We start from the raw sequence: 12,057 nt of genomic DNA on the forward strand, positions 1-12,057 counted from the left end.
CGCGGGAAGGGGATCGCGCATGCACCCACGCACGTCCGGCCACGACGACGGGCTCCGCTCGCTGACGACCGACGAGCTCCGCCGGGCCGTCTACGCGCAGGGCGCCGACGCGGCCGACGAGCGGTGGATCCGCGCCGCCGCCGAGCTCACGCGCCGCGAGCGCGCGTCGCAGCCCGACGACCACGCCGACGCGGCGGACGACGCGGCCGACCCGGCGGCTCCGCCCGCCCGATCCCGCCGCGCGCTCGCGTGGGCCGGCGCCGCGCTGGTAGTCGGGCTGCTCGCGGGTGCGGGCGTCGCCGCGGCCGTGGGCGGATCCCCGGCGCCGTCCGCCGACGCCACCGCGACCCCGTCCTCGGACGCGACCGCCGACGCGGAGGACGCCCCGGACCCGGCGCGCATGCGCTCGCTCCTCGGCACCGACATCACCCGCACCTCGGGCGGCGTCGCGGTCGACGGGATCCTCGCCGCCCCGCAGGAGCAGGCCGACCGGCCGCTCCGGTCCCCCGGCGGCGACGTCGACCTCACCACCATCCGCGGCGTGCAGACGAGCGTCGGCCTCTACGTGGCGCGCACGATCTCCGGCGACGCGTGCCTGCTCGTGTACCCGTGGAGCGGATCCCGTCCCGACGCGGACGGCACGCCGGGCTCCGGCGTCGCCGCGTGCGCCCCGCCCGCGCAGCTCGCGGTCTCGGGCCTCGAGGTCACCTGGATCGCGGACATGCCGGTGCGCCAGTTCGACGGCGGCGTGCGGATGCGCGGCGGCGGCCTCACCGCCGTCTGGGCGCCCGACGGCAAGCTCACCCTGAGCTCGCCCGACGTGCCGCTGGCCTACTGACCGCCCGCGCGATCAGCCCTCGAGCAGCTCGCTGAGCTCCATCCAGCGCGACTCGAGCGCCTCGACGTCGGCCTCGATGGCGCGCACGCCCTCGTTGAGCTTCCCGAGGCCGTCGTAGTCGTCCGGATCGTGCTCGGCCATGGCGTCGAGCGCCTGGCGGCGGCGCAGGTCGGCCTTCTCGAGCTTGCGCGTGATGCTCGCGAGCTCCTTCTGCGCGTTCCGCAGCTCCGCGCCCTGCAGCTGCGAGCCGCCGGATCCGCCGAGCGTGGCCGTGGCCTGCCCGCCGACCTCGTCGGGGCGCGCGACCGTCGAGCGCTCGGCGTTCCCGGGCTGCGACCGCAGCTTCAGGTACTGCTCCACGCCGCCGGGGAGGTGGCGGAGGTTGCCGCCCATGACCGCGTACTGCTGGTCGGTGACGCGCTCGAGCAGGTACCGGTCGTGGCTCACGACGAGGAGCGTGCCCGGGAACGAGTCGAGCAGGTCCTCCATGGCCGCGAGCATGTCGGTGTCGAGGTCGTTGGTGGGCTCGTCGAGGATGAGCACGTTCGGCTCGTCGAGCACGATGAGGAGGAGCTGGAGGCGGCGCTTCTGGCCGCCCGACAGGTCCTTCACGGGCGTGGACAGCTGCGCGCTCGTGAAGCCGAGGCGCTCGAGCAGCTGGCCGGGCGTCATCTCCTTGCCGCCCGCGACGTACGTGGTGCGCTGGCGGCCGATGACGGTGGACACGCGGTCCTCCAGCACGTCCTTCAGCTCGTCGAGCTGCTGCGTGAGCACGGCGACCTTGATGGTCTTGCCGCGCTTCACCCTGCCGGTCGTGGGCTGGAGCGTGCCGGCGACGAGCGACAGGAGCGTCGACTTGCCGGCGCCGTTCACGCCGAGGATGCCCGTGCGCTCGCCGGGCGCGATGCGCCACTCGACGTCCTTCAGGATCTGCTTGTCGCCGTAGCTGACGGACACGTCGAGGAGGTCGACGACGTCCTTGCCGAGCCGCTGCATCGCCATCGACGCGAGCGAGACGGTGTCGCGCGCGGGCGGCTCGTCGGCGATGAGGGCGTTGGCCGCCTCGATCCGGAACTTCGGCTTGGCCGTGCGCGCGGGCGCCCCGCGGCGCAGCCACGCGAGCTCCTTCTTCATGAGGTTCTGGCGCTTGGCCTCGGAGACGGCGGCGCTCCGGTCGCGCTCGACGCGCTGCAGGATGTACGCCGCGTAGCCGCCCTCGAACGGCTCGATGAGGCGGTCGTGGACCTCCCACGTGGCGTTCGCGACCTCGTCGAGGAACCACCGGTCGTGGGTCACGACGATGAGGCCGCCCGAGCTCGGCGCCCAGCGGCGGCGGAGGTGGCCGGCGAGCCAGGCGATGCCCTCCACGTCGAGGTGGTTGGTGGGCTCGTCGAGGAAGAGGAGGTCGTGGTCGCCGATGAGGAGCTTCGCGAGCGCGACGCGGCGGCGCTGGCCGCCCGAGAGCTGGGCGACGTCGGCGTCCCACGGCACGTCGGAGGCGAGGCCGTCGATCACGTCGCGGACGAGCGGGTTGCCCGCCCACTCGTGCTCGTCGATGCCGCCCACGATCGTTTCGCCGACGGTCTGGCCGTCGGGCAGGGTGTCGCTCTGGTCGAGCACGCCGACCGTGACGCCGCGGCGGCGGGTGACGCGGCCGCGGTCGGGCTCGAGGCGCCCGGCGAGGAGGGAGAGGAGGGTCGACTTGCCGTCGCCGTTGCGTCCGACGATGCCGATGCGATCGCCCTCGTTCACCCCGATGGTCACGTCGTCGAAGATCACGCGCGTCGGGAACTCGAGGTGGAGCGCTTCGGCTCCCAGCAGATGGGCCACCGCACGAGCCTAGGTGACCCTCGCCCGGGGAATTCCCGCGAGCGGTCCGCCGTTGGCTCCCCTCGTGGCCCGCGAGGGCCGCGCGCTCGACGGGGAGCGGCCCGCCCGGCGGCTCGTCCCCGGGATCCGCCGACCGCGAGGAGCGCGCATGACCACCGACACCCGAGCCGTCCCCGCCCGCCGCGAGTCGGCCGCCGGCCTCCTCGTCTACGCGCTCACGCTGCTCGTCCTCGTCGCCTCGGGCGCCGCGCCCTCGCCCCTCTACCCCGTGTACCAGGCGGAGTGGGCGCTGCCGCCCGTCGTGCTCACGGCCGTGTTCGCCGTGTACGTCGCCGGCCTCCTCGCGACGCTGCTCACGGCCGGCCGGCTCTCCGACCACATCGGCCGGCGGCCCGTGATCCTCGGCGCCCTCGTCGTCTCCACGGTCGCGATGCTCGTGTTCGCCTTCGCGCACGACGGGCTCGCGCTCGTCGTCGCCCGCATCCTGCAGGGCCTCGCGATCGGCCTGGCCACGGGCGCGCTCGGCGCCGGCATGATCGACCACCAGCCGCGCCGCCGCTCCGGCCTCGCGGCGTTCCTCAACGGCGTCGTCCCGCCGGCGGCGCTCACGGTCGGCGCGCTCGGCAGCGGCTTCCTCGTGGCCTACGGCCCCGCGCCCGAGGAGACCGTGTTCGTCGTGCTGGCGGCGCTCATGGTCGCCGCCGGGATCGCCGTCGCGTTCGTGCCCGAGCGGCAGCCCCGCCGGGCCGGGGCGCTCCGGTCGCTGATCCCGTCCGTCGCCGTGCCGCGCGACGCCCGCGCCGTGTTCACCGCGGTCGTCGGCGGCATGATCGCGAGCTGGGCGCTCGGCGGCATGTTCCTGGCCTTCATCGGATCCGTGCTCGGCGAGACCTTCGGCCTGCACAGCGCGGCGCTCACGGGCGCGGCCATCGCGCTCTTCACCGGCACCGGCGCGATCACCGGCGTCGTGATCCGCACCCGCGACGCCCGCCGCAGCCTCGTCGTCGGCGTAGTCGCCCTGGTGCTCGGCCCGGTCGGCCTCGTCGCCGCCATCTGGACCGCGTCGCTCCCCCTCTTCGCGGTCGCCGCGGTGGTCGGCGGCGTCGGCTTCGGCGCCGGCTTCCAGGCGGGCCTCCGGCTCGTGCTCGCGGAGGCGCCCGTCGACCAGCGCGCGAGCCTGCTCTCCTCCGTCTACGTCGCGAGCTACCTCGCGTTCGGCGTCCCGAGCGTGGTCGCCGGGGTGTTCGTGCAGGCGGACGGACTGCCGATCGTCCTCAGCGTCTACGGCGCGTTCGTCGCGGCGAGCGCCCTGGTGGCGCTCGTCCTGCAGCTCACCGGCCGCCGCACGCGCCGGGCCGAGCGGATCGCCGACGCGCTGGACGCCGCCGCCGTCTCCTGATCACGCCGCGTCCGGAGGCCGGGGCCGACATGCGCCCCCCTCGAGCCGGTGCCGCGAGCGGGACGCTCCGGGGTACCATCGGGGCGCCGCGCGGCCCGCTGCACCTCCTGCGCCGCCCGTCCCCCGGCCGGCATCCCGTCCGGCCGCGCCCGAACCGAAGGAAGACCCCCGTGGCATTCATCGTCGTCCTGCTCGTCCTCTGGCTGATCCTCACGGTCGTCGGCTTCGCCATCAAGGGCCTCGTCTGGCTCGGGATCATCGGCATCATCCTGGTCATCGGCACCATCGTGCTCGGCGCCCTCCGCCGCCGCTACAACGCGGCGAAGACGCCCAAGGCCTAGGCGCCGCCTGTGGTGGCGCGGTGACCTCGCTCGAGCGACACCACCCGGCTGCAGGCCGCGGCCACCTCGGGATCGTGGGTGACGATCACGACGGCGGTCCCCCGGCGCCGCATGCCGTCGAGGAGGTCGAGCACGCGCGCGCGGTTCGCCGGATCCAGCGAACCGGTCGGCTCGTCGGCCAGCACGAGCGCCCGCGGCCGGAGCGCCAGCCGCGCCAGGGCCAGGCGCTGCTGCTCGCCGCCGGACAGCTCGTAGACGCGATCGCGGGCGTGATCGGCCAGCCCGACCGACGCCAGCGCCTCCTCCCGCATCTCGGCACGTGATCGGCGGGTGCCTCCCGTCCACGCCTGGGCGACGCGGAGGTTGCCCTCCGCGGTCTCCTCGTCCAGGAGCGCGAAGCTCTGGAAGAGGTACCCGATCCGTTCCGCGAGCAGACGACGCGCGCCCCGGGATCCGGGACGTGGGGCGGACCGGTCGAAGAGCCGCAGGTCCCCGGAGGTCGGGCGGTCGAGGAGGCCGATCATGTTCAGCACCGTGGACTTCCCGCACCCGCTCCGACCGGTCAGGGCCACCATCTCGCCCGCCTCGACGCGCAGCGAGAGCCCGCGCACCACCTCCCGTCCGCGGAACGAGCGGGTGACGTCGGTGAGCTCGCAGACCGCGGTCCCGGGAGCCGCGGAGGTGACGTGCGTGGATCCGGTCTCGTGCATCAGAAGGCTCCCTTGAGGATGTCGACGGTGCGCCGTCGCTCGAGGCGCACCGCCCAGGCCGCGGAGACGACCAGCTCGATGGCGAGCACGGCCGCCGTGGCGATCAGGACCCCGCCCACTCCCGAATCCGCGCTGCTCCCGTCCGCCGCCGTCGCGGTGCCGAGGCCCGCGTAGCCCGCGGCGTGCGCGGCGAGCGCGGCGCCGACTTGGACCGCCCAGACCGCGCCGAGCACGCCGAGGGACTCCGCGTAGCGCCGCACGAGCCCGTGGCCGAACATCTTGCGGATCACGATCCGGCGGGAGAACCGCTCGAACATCAGGCCGACGCTCTGCAGGGTCAGCACGAGGACGCCCACGAGCAGGAGCGCACCCACGAGGGCGAGGAGCCGCAGCTCGTCGTCGAGGCGCTGCACCTCCGCCGCCTGGTGGTCGTCGAGGGTGGTCAGGTGGGTGAGGTTGTCATCCAGGTGGAGCCGCCGGAGCGTCGGGGCGAGCTCGGCCAGCGTGGCCTCTGTCGAGCCGCCGTCGAGACGGACCTTGAGGGCATCGCCGATCCCGCCGCTCATCATGTTCGCGCGGTCGAACCCGACGCTGCCCGCCCGGGTCATGACCTGCACGACGGGGTCCGTCACGTTCCCGCCGTCATCCGCCCCCACCGACGGGTCGAAGGCGAAGAGGCGCTGGCCGGGTCGGGTCCAGATGATCCGCACCTGCTGCCTCGACGTGTCGAGCCCCCCGTCGCGATGGAAGAGGGATCGGTCCGCCTGCCCCATGCCGCGCCGCGCATCCTGGAAGGTGCGCCGCAGATCGTCCTCCCGTCCGTGCATCGTCGCCGGGACGAGCACGGTCCAGTCCGCGTCCCCCTCGTCGACGACCACGGGCTCCCCGCCCTCGTCGAGGATCGGGAACGCCGTCAGGTAGGCGGGGTTGACGACGAGGGAGGCGAGATGCGTCGATCCGCCGCGCGACCCGCCATCCGGACTCGGGAGATCAGGGATCCGCAGCCCCGACGCGTCGACGTACAGCGCGCCACGCGCATCGAGCTCGTCGTAGAGGTCGTACGCCTCGTTCGCGAGGCGGCCCAGGTCCGACCCGCCCCCGACCTCGCCGTCGTCGCCGATCGCCTGCGGATGGAACACCGCATAGCCCGAGGCCCGGCTCCAGCTGCCGACCAGCTCCTGCTGGTGCCGGATGACCTGGACCTGCGATGCCGTGGTCGCGCCCGTGATCACGAGCGCGACGGTCGCGGCGGCCTTCAGCGTCGTGCTGGTCCAGAAGAGCGCTCGCGTGTCCTTCCGGTCCTTCAGGGCATCCGCGATGCGCAGCCGTCGGATCGTGACGCAGGTGAGGGACGAGGCGACGAGGAGCGCGCCGAGGAGCCGGGCGATCGCGCCGCCCACGATGACCGCCAGCGCGACGGTGCTCCCGGGCACGAGCGGAGTGGCCGCCACCGCGAGCGCTCCGGTGGTCCCCACGGTGAGGAGCAGGAGCCGGCCCGTGGTGAGGAACCACACCTCGAACGTGCCGCGGCCGTGCAGCCGGAGCACGCCCGTGCGCCGTGCCTGCGCGAGCTGGCGGTAGAGGATGAGGATGACGACGAACAGGAACAGGATGACGACGACGGCGGTCACCGGCTCGACCCCGCCCGTGCTCGATCCTCCGCCGCTGTGCGGCGTCGCCAGGAGGTCGGCCGTGAGGTCCGCCTCGGGAGCGCGCTCGTCGACGAGCGCGGCGACTCGCTCCAGGAATGCGCGGCAGTCCTCCTGGGACCGGCACTCCATGCGGTACGCGCCGTCGGGCAGCAGGGTGTCGAACGCGGTGCGCAGGGGCCGGATGAGGAACCGGTCGTCCTCGCCGAGGTCCGCGATGGTGCCGACGGCCGAGGGGTCGCCGACCGCCGCCGTGGCGACGGAGCCGGTGCTGCCCCGGGACTCCTCCGGCGTGAGGAACCGCCCCGTCGACAGCGGGAAGGCGCCCGGCAGCTGCGATCCGTCAGTGAGGAGGACGTAGAGCGTCGTCCTCTCCTGCGCGCCCTCGACGCCCTCCGCCCGGCGGACGACCGAGACGCCGGTCTCCTGGGAAGCGGTGGCGAAGGCGTCCGCGACGATGTCCGGATCCGTCGTCTCGGGCAGGACCGGGACGACGAACGGCGAGCCCCACCCCGCGGCGACCGCGTCGCGTGCCGCGCGGTCCCGCATGTCGGCGTCGACGGCGGCGGCTCCCGCGACGACGAAGGTGAGCACCACGCAGAGGAGGACGAGGAGCCTCGAGATCATCGGCTCGTCGGCGAGGTCGAGTTCAGCACCGCGCGTCTCCCCTGCGGAGCGAGCGCGTCCGGCCGTTCGATTCGCGGGGGCTGATCACGATCAGTAGTTGTCCCAGTACGCGTATCCGTGCTGGAAGGGAGAGCAATGGACCTGGGCGTCGGCCCAGCTGCCCGCCTCCGCGTACTCCTTGTCGGCGTTGCTGTCATCCGGGCATCGGACGGTGGCCGAGTGCAGGTGGAGCGCGGTCCGATAATTGGAGTACACGCTCTTGTCGAACACGGAATGGACGTGCGTGCTGTAGTCCCAGTAGCACTGGCAGTTCACGGGCTTGTAGCTGTTCTCCGCGAGGGCCGGAGCCGCGGATGCTCCGATGATCCCCACGGAGATCAAAGCGGTCGCGAGAAGAGCGCGTCTATGCACGGGGTGTCCTTTGTCCGGGGGCGGCGAGCGCCGATGACCGGAACCTAGGACACGCGCTCCGCTCCGCGCGCGACTGTCCACATGCTCGGGCGGCGCTCGGCGACGCGGCCGAAGGGGCTACCCGAGCGACGCCACCCACTCGCTCGTGCCGTCGTCGAAGGCCTGCTGCTTCCAGATGGGGACGCGCTGCTTGACCTCGTCCACGAGCAGGCCGCACGCGGCGAACGCGTCCGCCCGATGCGCGGAGGAGACGGCGCACGTGAGCGCCACGTCGCCGATGCCGAGGCGGCCGATGCGGTGCTCGACGGCGATCCGCACGTCGGGGTAGCGGGCGGAGACGTCGAGCGCGACCTGCCGGATCGCCTGGCGGGCGGCCGGATGCGCGGAGTAGTCGAGCCAGAGGACGCCCCTGCCGTCGTCGTGGTCGCGCACGACGCCCTCGAACGTCACGACGGCGCCGGCGTCGTCGGCGCGGACGGCGTCGGCGCAGTCCTCGACGCGGATCGCGCCGCCCGCGATGCGCGCGAAGAGGACGCGGTCGGCGGTCACGAGGCGGCTCCCCGGTCGTCGACCGCGTCGTCGTCGGCGCCCGAGTCGAAGTCGGCGCCCGTGTCCGTGTCGGCCGCCGTGTCCGTCGCCGGGTGCACGGAGCCGCGGATCTGCGCGAGCACGTGGTCGAGGATCCGGTCGAGCAGCCCCAGCCCGTCGCGTACGCCGCCCGGCGAGCCGGGCAGGTTCATCACGAATGCGCCGCCCGCGACGCCCGCATGCCCGCGCGTGAGCACGGCCGTCGGCGTGTGGGCCGTGCCGAGGCGGCGGGCCTCCTCCATGATCCCGGGGATCTCGAGGTCGAGCAGCGGCGCCGTCGCCTCGGGGGTGCGGTCGGTGGGCGTGATGCCCGTGCCGCCCGTGGTGAGGATCACGCGCGCGCCGCCCGCGACCGCCTCGGCGAGCGCGGCAGCCACCCCGGGTCCGTCGGCGCGCACGTGCGGGCCGTCGACCGCGAAGCCGCGCTCGGCGAGCCAGGCGGCGATGACGGGACCCGTGCGGTCCTCGTACTCCCCGGCGGCGGCGCGCGTGGACGCGACGATCACGACCGCCACACCCCGCGCATCCGCGGCGGTCATGCCCGCTCCCAGTCGCCGGACTTGCCGCCCTGCTTCTCGCGCACGAGCACATCGGTGATCACGGCCCGCGCGTCGACGGCCTTGAGCATGTCGTAGAGCGTGAGCGCGGCGACCGAGGCCGCGGTGAGCGCCTCCATCTCCACGCCGGTGACGCCCGTGGTGCTCACCGACGCGACGACCGTGAGGCGGTCGTCGGCCCCCGTGATGTCGATCTCGATGCGCCCGATGGGCAGCGGGTGGCAGAGCGGGATGAGGCTGGATGTCTGCTTCGCCGCCATGATCCCCGCGATTCGCGCCGTGCCGACCGCCTCGCCCTTGGGGAGGTCGCCCGAGATCACGGCGGACACGACCTCCGGCCGGGTCACGAGCACGGCCTGCGCGACGGCGCGGCGCTTCGTCGTGGCCTTGTCGGTGACGTCGACCATGTGCGCGGATCCGTCCTGCCGCAGGTGGGTGAGGGACGGCGCGGCGGCGCTCGTCGCGGGATCAGTCATCGATGCTCCAGACGGTGACGGGGTCGCCGGCCTCGAGCCGGGCGGGACCTGCGGGGATGTGGACGAGATGGGTGGCGGTCGCGTACGCGTGCAGGAGGTGGGATCCGGGGCCGCCGACCGCGATCACCCGACCGTCGGCGTCGAGGCGCCCGCGTCGCACCTGGTGCTTCCCGACCGGCGAGTCGAGCGGCTCCGCCAGCGGCAGCTCGCGGGACGGGCGCTCCGGGTGCGCGTGCCCGGCGATCCGCCGGAGCACGGGACGGAGGAACAGCTCGAACGAGACGAGGGCGCTCACGGGGTTGCCGGGGAAGGCGACGACCGGGATCCGGGAGCCGCCGAGCTCGGCCGTCCCGAGCCCCTGCGGCCCACCCGGCTGCACGGCCACGGAGACGAACTCGACGCCGCCGCCGGCGAGCACGTCGCGGACGACCTCGTAGGCGCCCGCGCTCACGCCGCCCGTGGTGACGAGGAGGTCGACGCCCGTCGCGGCGTCGCGGAGGGCGTCGCGCACGCGGTCGGGGTCGTCGGAGGCGACCCGCATCGGGCGGACGACGGCGCCGGCCTCCTGCAGGGACGCGGCGAGCGCGACGGAGTTGGCGTCGTGGATCTGCCCGGGCGCGAGCTCCTCGCCGGGCCCGCGCAGCTCGAGGCCCGTGGAGAGGAGGAGGACGACGGGACGGCGGCGGACGGCGACGTGCACGACGCCGGCCGATGCCAGGACGCCGAGGTGCGCAGGCAGGAGGCGCGTGCCGGCGGCGACGAGCACGCCGCCCGCGGCGAGGTCGCTGCCCTGCGCGCGGACGAAGGCGCCCGGATCCACGGGGGCGACGAAGGAGACGGTCGCGTCGGTCGCCGTCTCGTCGACGAAGCGGTCGGGGATCGCGGCCTCGATGGGGACGATCGCGTCGGCGCCGGACGGGACGGGCGCGCCGGTCATGCAGGGGGCCGCGGTCCCGGGCGCGAGGGGCGCGGGCGCGACGCCCGCGGGGACGCGCGGCGCGATGCGGAGGACCGCGGGGCGCGCGTCTGTCGCGGTCGCGAGGTCGGCGACGCGCACCGCGTAGCCGTCCATCTGCGAGTTGCGGAAGGGCGGCAGGTCGATGCCGCTCCGCACGTCGTCGGCGAGGACGCGGCCGGCGTGCCGGTGCGGATCCGCCGCGAGGGCGTCGGCGTCGACCGCGAGCTCCTCGGAGGGCAGGTCGGCGAGCGGGGCGAGGAGGGCCGCGACCGCGGATCGGTGCTCGGCCACGCTGCGGCGCGCTCGGCCGGCGGAGCGGTCGGAGGTCATGCCCCCATCATCCCCCGGGGCAGGCGGGGCTCGGGGGCGGCGCTCGGGGGCGGCGTCGGCGGACCCATGCGCGCCCGGGCCCCGCGCACCGGCCCCGGCGGGCCTTGCCACCGTCGCCGAGCACGGGCGACCATGGGCCCATGGACCCGCACGAGCGCCGATCCGCCGTCATCCGCCGCGTGGCCGCCGGGGTCGGCGGCGTCCTCGTCGTCGCGGCCGTCGTGCTGGGCGTGGTCGGGGTCGTCGTCTCGACGGGCGGATCCGACCTGGGCCTCCTCGCGCTCGTCGCGGCCCTCGCCCTGGTCACCGCGGGGGCGGGGCTGATCGCCGCGGCCGTCCGCTCGGCGGCCGGTCGCCGGGGCTGAGCCCGCCGCGTCCCCGGACGGGCGCCGTCCGCTCCTCCCCAGGCGTCCGCGGCGGATGCGTGTCCGGGTCCCGAAGCCGCCCCTGCCCCCCGGCGCCCGGCCGTCCTAGGGTCGGACCATGACCATCGCCGCCCGCGGGCAGACCCTCGTCGACCTCCACACCGCACCCGAGCTCCTGAGGGTGGTGAACGTGTGGGACGCCATCACCGCCTCCGCCATCGGCTCGCTCCCCGAGACGAAGGCGCTCGCCACCGCGAGCCACTCCATCGCCGCGACCTTCGGCTACGAGGACGGCGAGAAGATCCCGCTCGACCTCCACCTCGACATGATCGGCCGCATCGTCACGGCCGTCGAGCAGCCGGTCTCGGCCGACCTCGAGTCGGGCTACGGGGACGCGGGCGAGACCGTGCGCCGCGCCATCGGCGTGGGCGTCGTCGGCGCGAACCTCGAGGACGGCATGCGCCCCCTCGACGAGTCGATCCGCGCGGTCGAGGCGGCCGTCGCCGCCGCGCAGGCCGAGGGCGTGCCGTTCGCGCTCAACGCCCGCACCGACGCCTACGTGCTGGGCGGCGACCGCGACCGGTCCGACATCCTCGCCGACGCCGTCGAGCGAAGCCGTGCCTACATGGCCGCGGGCGCCACCTCTATCTTCGTGCCCGGCCCGCTCACGGAGGACGAGGTCCGCACCCTCGTCGACGCGCTCGGCCCGCAGGTCCTCACGGTCATCGGCGTCCCCGGTTCCCTCTCCCCCGCCCGATTCGAGGAGCTCGGCGTCGCGCGCATCTCCTACGGCCCGTGGACCCAGCGCGTCGCGCTCACCGCGCTGCAGGACACGGCGAAGGACCTCTACGCGGGCGGCGCGCTCCCCGAGGGGACGCGCCCGCTCAACTGACGCCGTCACGCGGACCCGGGCTCGGCCGTCGCGGCGGAGCCCGCGTCCGGCGTGCACTGGTTGACTGCTGCCACCGCCCCCGAAGG

13 protein-coding genes are annotated in these 12,057 nt (G+C 74.8%); 5 read left to right on the top strand and 8 right to left on the bottom strand.

The features are described from left to right. Positions 1-19: 19 nt before the first annotated feature. Positions 20-838, top strand: coding sequence for a hypothetical protein (locus FGG90_RS07740; protein ID WP_094128413.1), 819 nt, complete (start codon positions 20-22; stop codon positions 836-838). A gap of 12 nt (positions 839-850) precedes the next feature. Here the strand turns inward: FGG90_RS07740 and FGG90_RS07745 are convergent, their stop codons facing one another. Then, complete coding sequence (locus tag FGG90_RS07745; RefSeq protein WP_094128410.1) at positions 851-2,668, bottom strand: ABC-F family ATP-binding cassette domain-containing protein; 1,818 nt, start codon at positions 2,666-2,668, stop codon at positions 851-853. A 148-nt stretch (positions 2,669-2,816) separates the two neighbouring features. Between FGG90_RS07745 and FGG90_RS07750 the strand changes: the two genes are divergently transcribed. Both FGG90_RS07750 and FGG90_RS07755 read left to right on the top strand, forming a co-directional pair. Continuing rightward, positions 2,817-4,067: an MFS transporter gene (locus FGG90_RS07750; protein WP_237583249.1), complete on the top strand. Its 1,251-nt coding sequence runs from the start codon at positions 2,817-2,819 to the stop codon at positions 4,065-4,067. Between the two features lie 170 nt (positions 4,068-4,237). Continuing rightward, positions 4,238-4,408 carry a hypothetical protein gene (locus FGG90_RS07755; RefSeq protein ID WP_165771387.1) on the top strand — a complete coding sequence of 57 codons (171 nt, stop codon included), beginning with the start codon at positions 4,238-4,240 and terminating at the stop codon, positions 4,406-4,408. Here FGG90_RS07755 and FGG90_RS07760 read toward each other — a convergent pair. From FGG90_RS07760 to FGG90_RS07790, 7 genes are all read right to left on the bottom strand, one after another. Continuing rightward, entirely contained in the window at positions 4,405-5,118 is a 714-nt protein-coding gene (locus FGG90_RS07760) for an ATP-binding cassette domain-containing protein (protein WP_094128407.1), read from the bottom strand. The genes FGG90_RS07755 and FGG90_RS07760 overlap by 4 nt on opposite strands. Continuing rightward, entirely contained in the window at positions 5,118-7,394 is a 2,277-nt protein-coding gene (locus FGG90_RS07765; protein WP_094128404.1) for a bacteriocin-associated integral membrane family protein, read from the bottom strand. The genes FGG90_RS07760 and FGG90_RS07765 overlap by 1 nt, the downstream gene beginning before the upstream one ends. A 90-nt stretch (positions 7,395-7,484) precedes the next feature. Next, on the bottom strand, positions 7,485-7,766 hold the full coding sequence (locus FGG90_RS07770) for a lactococcin 972 family bacteriocin (protein ID WP_165771386.1): 282 nt from the start codon (positions 7,764-7,766) through the stop codon (positions 7,485-7,487). A gap of 156 nt (positions 7,767-7,922) precedes the next feature. Continuing rightward, a complete protein-coding gene (locus FGG90_RS07775; protein WP_043675319.1) occupies positions 7,923-8,354 on the bottom strand; it encodes a molybdenum cofactor biosynthesis protein MoaE in 432 nt (143 codons plus the stop codon). Continuing rightward, positions 8,351-8,932 (bottom strand): molybdenum cofactor synthesis domain-containing protein, encoded by a 582-nt coding sequence (locus FGG90_RS07780; protein ID WP_237583251.1) that lies wholly within the window; start codon positions 8,930-8,932, stop codon positions 8,351-8,353. Before FGG90_RS07780 ends, FGG90_RS07775 begins: the two co-directional genes overlap by 4 nt. Next, the gene (gene moaC, locus FGG90_RS07785; protein ID WP_094128398.1) at positions 8,929-9,426 is read right to left on the bottom strand and encodes a cyclic pyranopterin monophosphate synthase MoaC; all 498 of its coding nucleotides are present in this window, start codon (positions 9,424-9,426) and stop codon (positions 8,929-8,931) included. Before moaC ends, FGG90_RS07780 begins: the two co-directional genes overlap by 4 nt. After that, positions 9,419-10,714 (bottom strand): molybdopterin molybdotransferase MoeA, encoded by a 1,296-nt coding sequence (locus FGG90_RS07790; protein ID WP_094128394.1) that lies wholly within the window; start codon positions 10,712-10,714, stop codon positions 9,419-9,421. Before FGG90_RS07790 ends, moaC begins: the two co-directional genes overlap by 8 nt. Before the next feature lie 140 nt (positions 10,715-10,854). On the opposite strand from FGG90_RS07790, the gene FGG90_RS07795 reads away from it, so the two are divergent. Next, complete coding sequence (locus FGG90_RS07795; protein WP_094128391.1) at positions 10,855-11,079, top strand: hypothetical protein; 225 nt, start codon at positions 10,855-10,857, stop codon at positions 11,077-11,079. Positions 11,080-11,197: 118 nt separating this feature from the next. Further along, positions 11,198-11,971 carry an isocitrate lyase/PEP mutase family protein gene (locus FGG90_RS07800; protein ID WP_094128388.1) on the top strand — a complete coding sequence of 258 codons (774 nt, stop codon included), beginning with the start codon at positions 11,198-11,200 and terminating at the stop codon, positions 11,969-11,971. Positions 11,972-12,057: the final 86 nt, after the last annotated feature.

Origin of the sequence: Clavibacter michiganensis subsp. tessellarius, from assembly GCF_021922985.1 — a bacterium.
Taxonomy (GTDB): Bacteria; Actinomycetota; Actinomycetes; order Actinomycetales; family Microbacteriaceae; genus Clavibacter; species Clavibacter tessellarius.